Annotated in this window: 15 protein-coding genes; 9 read left to right on the top strand and 6 right to left on the bottom strand. The window is 52.5% G+C overall.

From position 1 onward, the window contains the following. Nucleotides 1-154 precede the first annotated feature (154 nt). Nucleotides 155-2,986 carry an excinuclease ABC subunit UvrA gene (uvrA, locus tag LBW88_RS11865; protein WP_224932151.1) on the bottom strand — a complete coding sequence of 944 codons (2,832 nt, stop codon included), beginning with the start codon at nt 2,984-2,986 and terminating at the stop codon, nt 155-157. 222 nt (nt 2,987-3,208) lie between these two features. On the opposite strand from uvrA, the gene ssb1 reads away from it, so the two are divergent. The 3 genes from ssb1 to LBW88_RS11850 all read left to right on the top strand — a co-directional run bounded on the left by ssb1 (nt 3,209) and on the right by LBW88_RS11850 (nt 7,203). After that, nucleotides 3,209-3,763, top strand: a complete 555-nt coding sequence (ssb1, locus tag LBW88_RS11860; RefSeq protein WP_224932152.1) for a single-stranded DNA-binding protein SSB1 — start codon at nt 3,209-3,211, stop codon at nt 3,761-3,763. Nucleotides 3,764-3,877: 114 nt separating this feature from the next. Further along, on the top strand, nt 3,878-5,974 hold the full coding sequence (locus LBW88_RS11855) for a RecQ family ATP-dependent DNA helicase (protein ID WP_224932153.1): 2,097 nt from the start codon (nt 3,878-3,880) through the stop codon (nt 5,972-5,974). Next, a complete protein-coding gene (locus LBW88_RS11850) occupies nt 5,974-7,203 on the top strand; it encodes a DNA-processing protein DprA (RefSeq protein WP_224932155.1) in 1,230 nt (409 codons plus the stop codon). The genes LBW88_RS11855 and LBW88_RS11850 overlap by 1 nt, the downstream gene beginning before the upstream one ends. 54 nt (nt 7,204-7,257) lie before the next feature. On the opposite strand, the gene LBW88_RS11845 is transcribed toward LBW88_RS11850, so the two are convergent. Then, nucleotides 7,258-7,785, bottom strand: coding sequence for an isochorismatase family protein (locus tag LBW88_RS11845; RefSeq protein WP_224932157.1), 528 nt, complete (start codon nt 7,783-7,785; stop codon nt 7,258-7,260). A 124-nt stretch (nt 7,786-7,909) separates the two neighbouring features. Between LBW88_RS11845 and LBW88_RS11840 the strand changes: the two genes are divergently transcribed. Both LBW88_RS11840 and LBW88_RS11835 read left to right on the top strand, forming a co-directional pair. Beyond that, nucleotides 7,910-8,740 (top strand): AraC family transcriptional regulator, encoded by an 831-nt coding sequence (locus LBW88_RS11840; protein WP_224932159.1) that lies wholly within the window; start codon nt 7,910-7,912, stop codon nt 8,738-8,740. A 72-nt stretch (nt 8,741-8,812) separates the two neighbouring features. Beyond that, nucleotides 8,813-9,766 carry a DMT family transporter gene (locus tag LBW88_RS11835; protein ID WP_224932161.1) on the top strand — a complete coding sequence of 318 codons (954 nt, stop codon included), beginning with the start codon at nt 8,813-8,815 and terminating at the stop codon, nt 9,764-9,766. 53 nt (nt 9,767-9,819) lie between these two features. On the opposite strand, the gene LBW88_RS11830 is transcribed toward LBW88_RS11835, so the two are convergent. Further along, nucleotides 9,820-10,095 (bottom strand): hypothetical protein, encoded by a 276-nt coding sequence (locus LBW88_RS11830; RefSeq protein ID WP_224932162.1) that lies wholly within the window; start codon nt 10,093-10,095, stop codon nt 9,820-9,822. A 571-nt stretch (nt 10,096-10,666) separates the two neighbouring features. Next, nucleotides 10,667-11,062 (bottom strand): transposase, encoded by a 396-nt coding sequence (locus LBW88_RS11825; RefSeq protein ID WP_034826907.1) that lies wholly within the window; start codon nt 11,060-11,062, stop codon nt 10,667-10,669. A 527-nt stretch (nt 11,063-11,589) separates the two neighbouring features. On the opposite strand from LBW88_RS11825, the gene LBW88_RS11820 reads away from it, so the two are divergent. Further along, nucleotides 11,590-12,846 carry a polysaccharide biosynthesis C-terminal domain-containing protein gene (locus LBW88_RS11820; protein WP_224932164.1) on the top strand — a complete coding sequence of 419 codons (1,257 nt, stop codon included), beginning with the start codon at nt 11,590-11,592 and terminating at the stop codon, nt 12,844-12,846. A gap of 8 nt (nt 12,847-12,854) precedes the next feature. Continuing rightward, nucleotides 12,855-13,805 carry an ATP-grasp fold amidoligase family protein gene (locus tag LBW88_RS11815; protein WP_224932166.1) on the top strand — a complete coding sequence of 317 codons (951 nt, stop codon included), beginning with the start codon at nt 12,855-12,857 and terminating at the stop codon, nt 13,803-13,805. Nucleotides 13,806-13,860: 55 nt separating this feature from the next. Here LBW88_RS11815 and LBW88_RS11810 read toward each other — a convergent pair whose 3' ends face one another. Beyond that, entirely contained in the window at nt 13,861-14,142 is a 282-nt protein-coding gene (locus tag LBW88_RS11810) for a YjcB family protein (RefSeq protein WP_200573642.1), read from the bottom strand. Nucleotides 14,143-14,393: 251 nt separating this feature from the next. Next, entirely contained in the window at nt 14,394-14,822 is a 429-nt protein-coding gene (gene soxS, locus LBW88_RS11805; protein WP_224932168.1) for a superoxide response transcriptional regulator SoxS, read from the bottom strand. A 97-nt stretch (nt 14,823-14,919) separates the two neighbouring features. On the opposite strand from soxS, the gene soxR reads away from it, so the two are divergent. Then, nucleotides 14,920-15,396: a redox-sensitive transcriptional activator SoxR gene (gene soxR, locus LBW88_RS11800; RefSeq protein WP_034826898.1), complete on the top strand. Its 477-nt coding sequence runs from the start codon at nt 14,920-14,922 to the stop codon at nt 15,394-15,396. A gap of 44 nt (nt 15,397-15,440) precedes the next feature. After that, on the top strand, nt 15,441-16,103 hold the full coding sequence (locus LBW88_RS11795) for a glutathione S-transferase family protein (protein ID WP_224932169.1): 663 nt from the start codon (nt 15,441-15,443) through the stop codon (nt 16,101-16,103). Nucleotides 16,104-16,120: the final 17 nt, after the last annotated feature.

Genomic DNA, 16,120 nt, shown 5'->3' with positions numbered 1-16,120 from the left:
AAGTTGTCTGATTCTTGCCTGTTTCTGCATTTTGCTGCGGAATCTGACAGCGAGGTATCAGGCCCGATTGACTGCAATATTCGGCTGATAAAATTAGGGGCGCGACGCCTGTGCATTGAAGAAATGAGAAGGCCCGCATTGCGGGCCTTCAATTTTACTTCTTCTTCAGCATCGGCTTGAGGAAGCGAGCGGTGTGGGATTTTTCACACTCCGCCACGGTTTCTGGCGTGCCTGAAATCAGGATTTCGCCGCCGCCGCTACCGCCTTCTGGGCCGAGATCGACAATCCAGTCTGCGGTTTTGATCACGTCAAGGTTGTGTTCAATCACCACAATGGTATTGCCCTGATCGCGCAACTGATGCAGCACTTCCAGCAACTGCTGAATATCAGCAAAGTGCAGACCTGTCGTCGGCTCATCAAGGATATAAAGCGTCTGCCCGGTGCCGCGTTTCGACAGCTCACGCGCCAGCTTAACGCGCTGCGCTTCACCGCCTGACAGCGTGGTGGCAGACTGACCGAGGCGAATATAGGACAGGCCAACATCGATCAGCGTTTGCAGTTTACGCGCCAGCGCAGGTACGGCATCAAAGAACTCGCGTGCTTCTTCGATGGTCATATCCAGCACTTCATGAATGCCTTTGCCTTTGTATTTAATCTCGAGCGTTTCACGGTTATAGCGTTTGCCTTTGCACTGATCGCACGGCACGTACACATCCGGCAGGAAGTGCATTTCGACCTTGATCACGCCATCGCCCTGACAGGCTTCGCAGCGTCCGCCACGCACGTTAAAGCTAAAGCGACCTGGATTGTAGCCACGGGAACGCGACTCTGGCACACCCGCGAACAACTCGCGTACCGGCGTGAAAATACCGGTGTAAGTGGCCGGGTTGGAGCGCGGCGTACGGCCGATAGGGCTCTGGTCAATGTCGATGACTTTGTCGAAATGCTCCAGACCCGCGATTTCACGATACGGTGCCACTTCCGTGGTGGTCGCGCCGTTCAACTGACGCTGCGCAATCGGGAACAGTGTGTCGTTGATCAGTGTGGATTTACCGGAACCGGATACACCGGTGATACAGGTAAACAGGCCGACCGGAATCGTCAGCGTGACGTCTTTCAGGTTGTTGCCGCGCGCGCCGGTGAGTTTCAGCACTTTCGCCGGATCGCCTTTTACGCGCTGTTGCGGAATGGCGATTTCGCGTTTGCCGCTCAGGTACTGCCCGGTCAGCGAGGCTTCGTTAGCCATAATGGCATGCACATCACCCTCAGCCACCACCTGGCCGCCGTGCACACCCGCGCCAGGGCCGATATCAATCACGTGGTCAGCTGCACGAATCGCATCTTCATCGTGCTCGACCACGATCACGGTGTTGCCGAGATCGCGCAGGTGAATCAGCGTACCAAGCAGACGTTCGTTATCGCGCTGATGCAGACCAATTGATGGCTCATCCAGTACATACATTACGCCCACCAAACCTGCACCGATCTGACTCGCCAGACGAATACGCTGCGCTTCGCCGCCCGATAAAGTCTCCGCGGAACGCGACATCGACAGATAATTCAAACCGACGTTAACCAGGAAGCTCAGGCGATCGCCGATCTCTTTCAGGATTTTTTCGGCGATCTGTGCGCGCTGTCCGCTGAGTTTCAGATTGCGGAAGAAGTCGGTGGCATGCCCGATGCTCATTTCAGAGATGGTCGGCAGGTTAGTGTTCTCAACAAACACATGGCGCGCTTCACGGCGCAGTCGAGTGCCTTCACAGCTGGTGCAGGAGCGGTTACTGATAAATTTCGCCAGCTCTTCGCGCACCGCATTGGATTCCGTCTCTTTATAACGGCGCTCCATGTTGTGCAGCACACCTTCGAACGGATGGCGACGCACTGAAGTATCACCACGATCGTTGATGTATTTGAATTCGATATTCTCTTTGCCGGAACCGTACAGAATCACTTCGCGCGCTTTGTCGTTCAGGCTGTTAAACGGCGCTTCGACATCGAATTCCAGATGCTCTGCCAGCGAGCGCAGCATCTGGAAGTAATAGAAGTTGCGGCGATCCCAACCACGAATTGCACCGCCAGCCAGTGATAACTCAGGGTTTTGCACCACGCGATCAGGATCGAAATACTGCTGCACGCCCAGACCATCACAAGTTGGGCAGGCGCCAGCCGGGTTGTTGAACGAGAACAGGCGCGGTTCCAGTTCACTCATGCTGTAGCCACAAATCGGGCAGGCAAAGTTAGCCGAGAACAGCAACTCTTCAGCAGCGCTGTCATCCATATCCGCAACGATGGCAGTACCGCCACTCAAGGCCAGCGTGGTTTCAAAGGATTCTGCTAAACGCGTTGCCAGGTCATCGCGCACGCGGAAGCGGTCCACCACGACTTCGATGGTGTGCTTTTTCTGCAGTTCCAGCTTCGGCGGATCGGACAGATCGCAGACTTCGCCATCAATACGGGCACGGATGTAACCTTGAGCGGCAAGGTTTTCCAGCGTTTTGGTGTGTTCGCCTTTGCGATCTTTCACCACGGGCGCCAGCAGCATCAGACGACGGCCTTCTTCCTGTGCCATGACCTGATCCACCATCTGGCTCACGGTCTGTGCTGCCAGCGGAACATCGTGATCCGGGCAGCGCGGCTCGCCCACACGGGCAAACAGCAGACGCAGATAGTCATGGATTTCGGTAATGGTCCCGACTGTGGAGCGCGGGTTATGAGAAGTCGATTTCTGCTCAATTGAGATAGCGGGCGAGAGACCTTCAATATGGTCGACGTCCGGTTTCTCCATTAATGAAAGAAACTGGCGCGCATAGGCCGAGAGCGATTCAACATAACGACGCTGACCTTCTGCATACAACGTATCAAACGCCAGCGAAGACTTACCGGAACCCGACAGACCGGTGACCACAATCAGCTTATCGCGAGGGATGATCAGGTTGATATTCTTCAAATTATGGGTGCGAGCACCGCGGACTTCGATCTTATCCATTCACCTTTCCCGGATTGAACAACACTCGCCATGCCTTGCCAGCACGACCAGCAGAAACGCGTTAGTATGGCACAAAAAATAAACTGAATAAATATCCAGTGCTTTTGCTATTCTGTGTGCCGAATAAAAATTGCGAGCCTGCTCTGAAGTGGGAACCGTCATTGTGACGTGATACAATTTTTGGCTTAGACTTTTAGCATCAACTCATCGGGAGACAGCAACATGGCCAGTCGTGGCGTAAACAAAGTGATTCTAGTCGGGAATCTGGGTCAGGATCCGGAAGTGCGCTACATGCCAAATGGTGGCGCGGTAGCCAACATTACGCTGGCCACGTCGGAAAGCTGGCGCGACAAGCAAACCGGTGAAAACAAAGAGATTACTGAATGGCACCGTGTAGTGTTGTTCGGCAAACTGGCTGAAGTGGCAGGCGAATACCTGCGTAAAGGCTCTCAGGTTTACATCGAAGGCCAGCTGCGTACCCGTAAATGGCAGGATCAGGGCGGCCAGGAAAAATACACCACTGAAGTGGTTGTTAACGTTGGCGGCACTATGCAGATGCTGGGTGGACGTCAGCAGGGCGCGAACGCAGGTGGCGCACCGATGGGCGGCCAGGGCGGCGGTAATAACAATGGTTGGGGCCAGCCTCAGCAACCTCAGCAGCAGCCTCAGAGCGGCGGCAACCAGTTCAGCGGCGGCGCACAGCAGCGTCCGCAGCAGCAGAGCGCACCGGCGAACAACGAACCGCCAATGGACTTTGACGACGACATCCCGTTCTAAGTCAACGCGCACGCATAACTACACGCTAAGGCCTCGTTTTACGGGGCTTTTTTGTATCTGACTCTCAGGTTTCTCAATCAAAAGAAGGGACGCATTTCCCGTCAAGGAGTGATAATGAAACAGCAACAGGCAGAAGCGTTATTAAAAGTCGCACTGGCGAATGATCATGCTCAGTTTCGTCGTGGGCAGTGGGAAGCGATAGATGCACTGGTGAATCAACAGCAGAAATTATTGGTGGTACAGCGGACTGGCTGGGGTAAAAGCTCCGTCTATTTCATCAGCGCCAAGATTTTTCGCGATCGCGGTATGGGCCCGACCATCATTGTATCGCCGCTACTGGCGCTGATGCGTAACCAGATTGAGTCGGCTCGACGGCTGGGTATTGTTGCTGAAACCCTCAATTCTTCGAACAGTAGTGACTGGCACTCGGTAACACAACGGGTGTTGGATAATCAGGTCGATTGTTTACTCATCTCTCCTGAACGTCTCGCCAATGATCAATTCATCGAAACCGTACTGCAGCCGATTGCCAACCGTATCGCGCTCATGGTGATTGACGAAGCGCATTGTATCTCCGATTGGGGGCATGATTTTCGTCCCGATTATCGCCGTATCGTCAGTATTTTGCGGCAGTTACCGGCTAATACGCCGGTACTCGGCACCACCGCGACCGCCAATAATCGTGTTGTTGCAGATATACAGCAACAGATGGGCGACATCGTGATTCAACGCGGTGAGCTGATCCGAAAGAGTCTGGCGCTCCAAACGCTCATTCTACCGAATCAGGCTTCACGTCTTGCCTGGCTGGCGCAAGTCATCCCGACGCTTGAGGGGACCGGGATCGTCTACACGCTTACCGTTCGTGATGCCGAACAGGTGGCGGCCTGGTTACGCACGCAGCACATTGATGCGCGCGCGTATCATGGCAGCGTTGAGGCCGCGGGTTTCGACAGCAGCAACGACTATCGTCAACACCTTGAGACCTTGCTGCTGACTAACCAATTGAAAGTGTTAGTGGCGACAACCGCACTGGGTATGGGATATGACAAACCTGATTTGAGTTTCGTTTTGCACTATCAGGCGCCCGCTTCCATCGTTGCTTATTACCAACAGGTCGGGCGTGCGGGACGTGGCATCGATCATGCGGTTGGGGTGCTGATGTCAGGCGGTGAAGATCGCGATATTCACCAGTTCTTCCGGCAGTCTGCGTTTCCGGCAGAAACTCAGGTGCATGATATTTTGCAGGTGCTGGAGGAGAGCGATGGTTTGTCGATTCGTGATATCGAACAGCAAACCAATCTGCGCCAGGGGCAAATTGAAAAAGTGCTGAAATTGCTCAGCGTTGAAAATCCTGCACCGGTAATTAAAGTAAAAAGCCAATGGCGGAGAACGCCTGTCGCTTATCAGCTGGATCGAGAACGTAGTGTGCATTTGACGCAACAGCGCGAACAAGAGTGGCAGGAGGTGCAGCGCTATATCGCACAACGCGGTTGCCTGATGACGTTTCTGCGATTATCACTGGATGATGCAGACCCCGTATCCTGTGGCAAATGTGCCAGTTGTCTCGGACGACCATTGATTGACCCGCGGGTGGATGCAGCATTGGCTCATCAGGCGGCGACTTTTCTACAGCGCGCCGAAACGGTTATTTCGCCCAAAATTCAGGTGGCTGCTCAGGCGTTTGAAGAATACGGATTTCGCGGCAATTTACCTGCCACTCTGCGCGCGCAGGAAGGTCGGGTGCTTTCGCGCTGGGGAGATGCCGGGTGGGGATCTCGCGTGGTGGCCGAGAAAGCAGCAGGCCATTTCAGTGATGAACTTGTGGCGGCCATAGCGGAAATGATCGAACAGCGCTGGCAGCCAGCACCTGCGCCCCAGTGGGTTTGCTGCGTACCTTCATTGCGCCAGCCTCAACTGGTGGCGGATTTTGCCCGCCGATTGGCACTGCGACTTGGCTTACCCTTTGTGGATGCACTGCAAAAAGTGAAAGATAACCCTCGGCAGCGCTTGCAGAATAATCGATTCCATCAATGTCGTAATCTGGATGGCGCATTTTCCGCCAGCGCTAATCTGCCAGCCACTGCGGTATTACTGGTAGACGATATTATTGATTCGGGTTGGACGATGGCAGTGGCTGCAGCCCTGCTTCAACAAGCGGGAAGTGGTATTGTCTATCCGCTGGCGCTAGCAACCTCAACGGTGAAAGAGTGATGAATTTATCTCCGGTCGCGCAAGCAACGCTATTGTTAACCAGTTACTTCTCCCGCCAGAGCGAGGATGAGGTTAAGCCGCTCAGTAATGCGGAATGGGGAAGATTTGCCCTGTGGTTAAAACAACAATCCGCGACACCCGCCGATCTACTCAGCTCTGGTGCTGATGTCATGTTAGCCGCCTGGATTGATCCCCATATCACACGCGAGCGAATTGAAACGCTGCTAAGTCGTGGTCATAGCCTGGCATTAGCCGTTGAGCGTTGGCAGCGTGCGGGGTTGTGGGTGTTGACGCGCTCTGATGCTGAATACCCAAGGCGGCTCAAGCAACAACTGCGTACTGATGCGCCACCGGTGCTGTTCGGCTGTGGTGATATCACTTTGCTAAATCAGCCAGGCTGTGCGGTAGTGGGTTCGCGGAATGCCAGCGAAGAGGATTTAACCTTTAGCCGCCAGATTGCGGCAAAAGTTGCCTCTGCGGGGTTCAACCTGATTTCAGGGGGGGCAAGAGGCATCGATGAAGCCGCCATGCTGGGCGCATTGCAGCACAACGGAGCGGCCATTGGCGTGGTCAGTGATAGCTTGCTGACCGCTGCGACCAGTGCTAAATGGCGCAAAGGGCTAATGGCAGGCAATTTACTGCTGCTTTCGCCTTTCTATCCGGAAGCGGGCTTTACTGTCGGTAACGCGATGGCGCGCAACCGATATGTTTATTGCCTGGCGAGAAGTGCGTTGGTGGTGCACGCGGGTAACAAGGGCGGGACGCTGGCAGGTGCGGAGGAGAATCTACGCAAGCAATGGGTCCCGTTGTGGGTTAAGCCCACCGACGATGTGCAGGCCAGCAACGCCCAACTGGTCACACAGGGAGGACAATGGTGCGCGGCTCACCCCGATGACATTGATGTTACGCAATGGATGGCCGTTCCCCATGATCAGCCCTATCAACAGGATGATTTATTGAGCGGCGCATGGCCTAAGACAACCAACAAGGTCGACGTTGCTGGTGTGGCTCAGGAACCGGAAGGAATCTGGCATCCTGCGGATTTTTATCAGATTTTTCAGGCGCAATTGCCTGCACTGGCCGCCTATCCGGTCACGATTGAAGATCTGGGCTTGCGAACTGGTCTGCATCAGATTCAGCTGACTGAATGGTTGCAGCGTGCGGTGCATGAGGGACTGATTGAACAGCTGGCAGGAACAAACCGTTATCAATGGAAGCGTAAAATATAGCTGCTGAATGCCACCCATAATGGAAGCCGGACAATTCTGCCCGGCTGGGCTACATCAATGTGGTCGCCACTCCCGCAGTAAATCTTCAGTATCACGCACGAACACCGGATTACCCGGCAGAATCAAATCCGCCCAAATTTCATTGTGCTGATTGATCTGCTGTTGTGCGGAAACGTAAGTCCGATCGGCCGTGGTATGCGCATCGGCGGCAACGGTGATGTGATAACCCAGGCTGGCGCCAACCTTGATGGTGGTATCCACGCAGTAATCGGTCGCGCAGCCGCAAATCACAAAGCTTTCAATGTCATGCTGATCAAGCTGAGCCGCCAGGTCGGTTTGCCAGAAGCTGTCACAGGCGGTCTTATTAACGTAGATCGCATTGGTTGGTTGTTCCAATTCCGGCACGATCTGCCAGCCTTCGCTGTCTACTTCCAGGCCTGGCCCAACATGCTGAATAAAAATCACCTGATCGGCTGCTGCCGTGAGTTGATTGATGCGCTGACAACGTCCGTCACGATCGAAGCGTGGCGAAGCCAGCACGCCGTTTTGCATATCCACTACCATTACAACCCGATTAGCCATCACCGCCTCCTTTATAGACTGGATGACAGTATCGCGATTGTTACGCCTGCAGGTAAAGCAAATCCGCTTTGCATTTCAGCCCGCCACCGCGCATGCTAATTAACCTGTTTTTGGGAGGTGTGACGTGAAGGTGGTTCCGGAAATCTTTCCTGATAAGTGCGATCAAGCGCAGTTCCAGCATTTCGCTGAACTGCCCGGTATCGAACTTTATCAGGCGCACATCTCGCGTTACGCCTTTGAACCGCACACCCATGAAGCCTTTGGCATCGGCACCATTGAATCGGGTGCACAGCGCTTTCGCTATCGCGGCACGCACTACACGGCACCACAGCATTCGCTGGTGATGATGAATCCTGATGAGCTGCATACCGGGGAGTCGGCCTGTGATGAGGGCTGGCGTTATCGCATGATCTACATTGATCCGCAGGAGATGGAGAGCCTGACCGGCGATCGTCACTGGTGGTTTAGTGAGGCGCTGCGCACGGATATCCGCCTGGCACAGCCCTTTTCCCAGCGACTGGCACAGATGTGGCAAGCCAACAGCGCGCTTGAACGCGAGGGTCTGCTGCTGGAACTGTTGGAACAGTTACGCCCGCTGGCGCATCAGGGAAAATCCCGACCAGAAGAGGGCGCCCACCGCTATGATGCGGTAAAAGCTTATCTGCGCGAAAACCTGGCGGAGCCGGTTCGCCTCGATGAGCTGGCCGCCCTGGCGTCATTGTCGCCGTGGCATTTTCTCCGCAGCTTCAAACAACACTTCCATGTTACGCCACATCAGATGTTGATGGCCTTTCGCCTGTTCGAAGCCAAGCAACGTTTAGGGAGGGGAGAAAGCGCGGCTTCGGTGGCGGCGACCGTTGGATTGACCGATCAGGCACACCTCACGCGCGCGTTTGCCCATCGCTATGGCATCACGCCAGGGCGCTATCAAAAGCAAGTTTTCCCCTCACGTTAACCGCAATCTGCTACAAGCCTTTATTATCCGGTTACGCCACACTGCGGCGGAAAGGTCATAAAGGAAAAGAGAATGTTTGCAGGAATCGTGTTTGCACTTGCCGCAGGACTGATGTGGGGGTTGATTTTTGTCGGCCCGCTGTTGATCCCAGACTATCCGGGCACCCTACAATCAGCCGGACGCTATGTGGCATTCGGTCTGGTGGTCTTGCCGCTGGCGTGGCTGGATCGCCGCCGTCTTAAACAACTGGCGCGCAAAGATTGGCTGGAAGCGCTGAAACTGTCGCTGGTCGGTAATCTGCTCTATTACGCCTGCCTCGCCAGTGCTATCCAGCGCACCGGTGCGCCGATCTCGACCATGATTATTGGCACGTTACCGGTGGTGATCACCGTGACGGCCAACCTCTGTTACGGTCACCTTGAAGGGCGACTTTCCTGGCGTAAGCTTTTCCCGGCGCTACTGATTATTGCTGCCGGTCTGGCCTGCGTGAACGCCGCCGAGATGCAGATGCAGGGGCCTGATTTTGAATGGTCGCGCTACCTGACAGGATTATTGCTGGCGATATTAGCGGTCGCATGCTGGACCTGGTATCCGCTGCGCAATGGTATCTGGTTGCGGGCACATCCTCAGCACAAAGCCGGTAGCTGGGCGACGGCGCAGGGTTTGGTGACCTTACCGCTGGCGCTGGTGTTCTATTTATTAGTCTGCGGCCAGCTGTACTGGCAGCAGCCTGACTTCGCATTGCCCTTTGGCCCGCAGCCCACACGCTTTCTCCTTCTAATGCTGGGGATTGGCCTGATTTGTTCATGGCTGGGCACGCTATGCTGGAATGCGGCCAGCCAGCGAGTGCCAACGGTGATCATGGGGCCACTGATTGTGTTCGAAACGCTGGCGGGTTTGTTGTGGACTTTCCTCTGGCGGCAGAGCTGGCCGCCGCTGCTCACCGGCATCGGCATTGGATGTCTGATCGTGGGCGTGATCTACGCGATGCGTATCAAACCGCAGCCACAGGTCAGTGCGCTCTGAGGTAAATTTCTGGCTGCTGGGCAGGGTGCTCAGCAGCGCTTTCTCTAGTGTTTTTAGGAATTTGCCCCCTCTGATTTGCGCGACCACTCGCTTTTTTTATCCTCAATTACCACCGCGATATAACTTTCCCTCTCTTCACGCTCCCTATTTTCACGCCACTTTGTCATAACACCAGCACCGTCCTGAGGGTTCCTCCACTCTCTCAACCGGGTGAAACGGTGATGAGAAGCCTCAGGAACGGGTGAAAAGTATGCGTTGAGAGCGTTAAAAATGTTTTCTACATGCATTTTTATTGCGATTTGGCACTGAAAATCATTGCCATAAGCCACGATTTTCTCAAGGCGAAGCTATCAGGTTGAGATTCATCCGCTGAAATCACATAAAAAAATGATTAAACACAGAGATGAATTACCGGGCGATATTTCTCATTAGTTGCCATTTTTAACTGTAATTGTTTAGCTATGATAACGTTTCCAATCCGGATGAATCCTGGTGCTGTTATCAGAGCATCGCTCTGGCTAAATGACGATTCGTGATCGTCACCCAAAGTGACAGGACCAATAAAAAGAAGAGTCAGTGTGTGAGCGATTACATGTCGTTGTTCATGGCTGCTTAACAGATTTATCTGCATTCAGGTCTGAACATTAATGTCGATAAAGTAATAAACGAAGCACCAATCTCACCGAAATGAGATTGGGCTGCGTCTAAAAGGCTTGAATAGCGAGACTTTTGCTGATGTGAATCAATTTTACCGCAAAAAAGGAAGCAAATCCGCGATGATATTCATCAGGAAAAAATGGTGCGAATTGTTATGTTACGAACGCCGAATTAAATGATCTTCATCTCTTCTGGTAAGAACAAATCTCAGCATTAAGTCAAATAACAACGGTCTCAATGGTGTTAGCGATTATCGGAACCTGAAGGATAGTGGTAAACACTGCGGCTAATATCCAGCAAGCGGCAGCTACGACGTGTTCCAATGTCGAAGGTAGTTTGCAGGAAGTTAACGGCCTGACGCTTCTCATTAGTGGTGAAGAAGTTTTTCAGCACACTTTGCAGCATCTCTTTATCGGAACTCAGTGACTGCAGTTCACGGGTAAGGTTTTGTAGTTTATCCTCCAAATCTTTGATTTTTCTACCCTCTTCTGAAGAAAGCCCAGAGAACTTTTTCTTCCAGCTATAGAAGGTGGCCTCGGAAATGCCAAGCTCTTCACAAATCTCCCTGACTTTCACTCCCGTTTCAGAAGCTTTAATGGCATTTGTGATTTGCTCTTCGCTATATCGTGACTTTCTCATAAATGCTCTTACCTTTCTTATCAATTAGTGGATGAGAATTACTGTATTAATATCTGGTACTGCAAAAAGAGTATTAATGCAGTATTAAAGTGCGCGATTAGAATTGCGAGGTTTAAATTAAGTTATTTAGAATAAATATCATCATGGGATAAATCTTATTTTATTCTGAATGACATTGAACGCCTTCCTGGCTTTGGGTTTTTGATATAGATTCATTCCATCCCAAATGCAGAAAAATACTACAATCATTGGAAATACGGCATAACCTGTTTGTGAAAATCACAGGGTGTGCCAGTAAACCTTTGCTTCGAATTCAGGCTGAAATCGTTTACATCCGCAGAGTTTCGCACCATGTTTAATCGGAAATTTCCTGAATTCATTCAAAGAATCCTGACGGGAGTCTCATTTTTCGGACCAGTTTGGTTTGAAGTTATTAATTTAAGTCAGGCCCACTGAGCGCTTGTTAATTCATTTCAAGGACGTTGTACCGAAAGGCAGTTGCTGTAAGTAATACTAAGGATCAGTCGATGAAATTGAGCGTAATGTCTAATGCCGCCTGGATGATGTCTGAGAAGATCGTCTCGGTGTTTGGCGTCATATTTGTGACCTCCTACGTGGCGAAGTCATTTGGCCCGACCATATTCGGCCAAATGGCGTTTTCAACCTCGTTGTTTTCGATGGTACAGACCGTAGCGATTTTCGGTACCGAAACCATCCTGTTCAAACGCATCAGCAAGAGCGCGCCGAAAGGCCTGCGCCTGATGACGGTGGCCCGCACCATGCGGTTGGTCTTGTTGCTGCTGACCTCCATCCCGGTGTTGATTTGGGTGTGGTACAACATGCAGGAAAATTTCCTCGCGTTTGCCCTGGCCTCGTTTATCTCCTCCGTCTTTGTGACGCAGGATACCTTCAGCGTATACAACAACGCGCGTCTGGCTTCCCGGCTCAACACGGTAGCTAACTCGGTTGGCCTGCTGTTGGGCTTTATCCTGAGTTTTACCATCGCCTGGCTGCACCTCAACCCCCTGTGGCTGACGCTTTCGATTGTCATGGTTACGCTGGTGCCGTACGTCATTAAACGGTCTAACTTTTATCGCGAAAACCAGGACATGGCACCACCGCAGGAGAAGCGTAATACCTACCTGCGCTATCTGCTGTACGCCGGTTTACCGTTGGCGATTTCCAGCATTTTCATCTCCGTGCAGGTTAAGGCAGCCCAGATGTTTCTGGCGGGCATTGTCTCAGCTCGCGACCTCGGCTTGTTTGCGGCCGCTAATACCATTGCGGCGTCCTGGATTTTCATCCCGGTTGCCATCATCACTTCCTGCTTCTCGGAGATCTTCCGGGAGCGCGGAGCAGCCGCCATCAAGCTCACTGCGCGGCTGAACGGCTATGTCATGGGTGTTTCATTGTTGTTGTTAGCGGTGATCGCGCTGTATGGCGAACAAATCATCATCGCTTTATATGGTCACGAGTACACACAGTCAGGGAGTCTCATTACGTTACTGTCGTTAGCAACCTGCTTTTCGGCAATGGGGACCGTAGCGTATCGCTACATGGTGAAAGAGGGCGGATTTAACTATCTGCTGAAGAAGATCGTCTGCCTGATGGTGATCAGCCTGCCGCTGTCATGGTGGTTGATCCAGGGCTACGGCATCATGGGTGCCGCCTGGAGCGTCTTCATCTCTGAACTTCTGTCCTTCACCGTAATGAATTACTTCTTCAATAACGGCGTCATTCAGAAGATTCAAGTTTCCTCACTCAACTACAAAACCTACAAATGAGGTCAGATATGCTCAAGTTGAAAGATGAACTCAGAAGAAGTGTCCAGTACTTCATCAAGAAGATGCCCTGGGCTTACCAGGACCGCATCTACTACTTTCATAAATTCCGCAAACTGCCCAATTTGCGTCAGCCGAAAGTGTTCAATGAGAAGGTGCTGTACCGGAAATTCGTTTTTGGCGACTACCAAATCTATGGCCGCCTGTCGGATAAATATTCGGTGCGCGAATACATCGCCGAGAAAGTGGGTAGTGAATACCTGATCCCGCTGGTGTATGAAACCAGCGACCCGCACTCGCTGCATACGCTGCCAAGCTGGAAGAACACGGTGATCAAGCCCAATCACGGTTCCAATATGGTGGAAATCCTGCTGGAAGAGCCGGATGCACTTAAGAAACAGAACATTATCAGTGACTGCCATCGCTGGTTGAAAACCGACTTCGCCAATGAAGCGCGTGAGATTCACTACCGCTACATCAAGCCACGTATTTTGGTGGAGCAGTACATTGGTGATGGAAAAACTGCGCCGATTGATTACAAGTTTCACATGTTCAATAAGCGCGACGGCAGCTTTGAGTATGTGCTGCAGGTGATTTACAACCGATGTAACCCCTTACTGTCGATGAATTTCTATGTGAATAACCTCAATGAGGCCTATCACAAAATCCGCGATACCGGGCTGGATGTGTCTCCGATTATGGCGCAGTTACAGCACGCATTAGCGCTGAGCAAAACGCTGGCGAGTGATTTTGATTATGTACGTGTGGACTGGTACATCGATGGTGATCGGATTTACTTTGGCGAGCTGACGTTTACGCCAGGGGCCGGGCTGGTGACAGGTCTGGATCGTGGGTTAAACCAGATGATGGGTGATATGTGGATTCAAGACCGCCGAGGTACGCAGATACCGGGTGTCACAGTGCCGGAAGTGGCTATTCCAGCCGTATTGAAGAAAATTTGAGTATCACACAGCAAAATAAAAAACCCCGCTCAGCGGGGTTTTTTATTGGCTGCGATTAAGGCATCGGCCAATCAGCAGGCGTCTGGCTCATCACTTCAATGAAGGCGTTTTTGGAGATTTCCATGAAGTTATGCAGATTCTCCATGCTCAGGGTAATACCGAGCAGGCCGGTAACAAACCAGCAGGACATGCCCACACCAATGCCGCCACACATCAGCGCCATCACGTGGTGACTATTCTGACGCAGTTTAATTTTCATGGTGCTGGCGAAGAACATCATGATGGCGCTGAGCAGCTCCCAACGCATGACGATTAAACTGGTGGTTAACGTAGCCATCTGCAAAAACCTCTTAAATCAGTAATATCCCTGACGTTGATTGGACATCACTGGCGGCAAAGAAGGAGGGTCAGGGAGGCCCTTCTGGCCGTCTTACGCGGGGCGAAATCTGTGACTTGGGTCACATTATATCACTCGATTTGAAAGTTTGAACAAAATTTATACCTGGTATGGTAGAAAGATTTTTATCGAAGCGGGGAAGAAATCGAGGGTGAGGCGGGAAGGTGCGCCCGCGAAGGGCGCGCAGAATGTCACTGAACCGGGCAGCACTCGCCGGTGGTGCGCTGAGCGAAGCTGTTCATGCTATCACTGCAATCAAAACTCAGCAGACGCGGGCGCTGAGTCATCGCCTGACGGCGCATGGTGTGACGATAGGCCGTTGGCGTTTGAGAAAACTGACGGCGGAACACGCGCGAAAAAGTTTGCTGCGAGTCGTAACCGTATTGCATTGCGATATCGAACACTGGACGCTGCGTCTGACGTAGCGCTTCCGCAGCCAGCGTCAGGCGGCGCTCACGAATATAGCCACCCAGAGTTTGTTTCGTCACGGTACGGAACATACGTTGCAGGTGCCATTTGGAGTAGCCGGATTTCGCCGCCACTTCATCGATCGACAGGGCCTTATCCAGATTTTCATCGATCCAGTGTGTCAGTGAATGAATGATTTCCTGTTGCATCATAGCCTCATCCTTCTGAAAGGTTTATCGGGTTTGAAATTCGAAGTTTTGATGGGGTGCGAGTATAATTCCTCAAGTTAACTTGAGGTAAAGGCCTTAAATGAAAAAAGAACGCAATTACCCAAAGCCGGTGTTAACGCCGGGTGAAGTGGCCAAACGTAGCGGCGTGGCCGTATCCGCGCTGCATTTTTATGAAACCAAAGGTTTAATTTTCAGTTCGCGCAATGGCGGCAATCAACGGCGTTACAGCCGAGATGTGCTGCGCCGCGTGGCGATTATCAAGATCGCGCAACGCATCGGCATTCCGCTGGCCACTGTCAGCGACAGTTTGATGCACGTGCCGGCCAATAAGCGTATGTCGACCCAGGAGTGGGATGCGCTGACACAGCACTGGCGAGAAGAGCTGGATAAGCGTATCGAAACTCTGACGCGCTTACGTAACGATCTGGACGGGTGTATTGGCTGCGGTTGTTTGTCGATGCGCGATTGCCCGCTGCGTAATCCTGGTGACCGTCTGGCGCAGCAAGGTTCGGGAGCGGTGCTGCTCGACCCCGAGCAAGATGAGCATAAAGGTTAATCCGCTATACTTGCCGGGAGACTTTGACCGGCAAGGAAAACCGCATGATTACCGTTCACCATCTGGAAAACTCCCGTTCGCACCGTGTGTTATGGCTGCTGGAAGAGCTGTCGGTGCCGTATCAAATTAAACGTTATCAGCGCGAAGATACGCTGCTGGCGCCGGATTCATTAAAGAAGATTCATCCGCTGGGTAAGTCGCCGGTGATTACCGATGGCAATCGCGTGATCGCCGAGTCGGGTGCGATTTTGGAGTATCTGCAGCAAAAATATGATAGCGAGCATCTGTTCGCCATCACTGATGAGGATGAACAGATTCAGGCGCGTTACTGGCTGCATTATGCGGAAGGGTCGCTGATGCCATTGCTGGTGATGAAGTTGGTGTTTGGGCAACTCGGGAAGAAGCCGGTGCCGTGGATTTTACGTCCGGCAGGCGTGGCGTTGAGTAAAGGGATTCAGAAGGCCTGGCTGAACAAGCAGTTGAAGCTGCACGGTGGCGTGATTGAGCAGCATCTTAGCCAGCATCGTTATTTCGCCGGGTCGCGGTTTAGCATCGCCGATGTGCAGATGAGTTTCCCGCTGCTGGCATTGCAAGTGCGGGGATCGTTGCAAGAGATGCCGGCCACCGCGCGCTGGCTGGAATCGATGCAGCAACGCGCCGCCTGGCAACGTGCGATTGAGCAGGGCGGGGAGATTACGTTTAGTTAGTTTGTCGCTGCAGTGCT

Source organism: Pantoea sp. alder81 (assembly GCF_020179835.1).
Classification (GTDB): Bacteria; Pseudomonadota; Gammaproteobacteria; order Enterobacterales; family Enterobacteriaceae; genus Pantoea.
The sequence above is the reverse complement of the archived record's forward strand: the minus strand, read 5'-3'. Positions and strand labels throughout refer to the sequence as shown.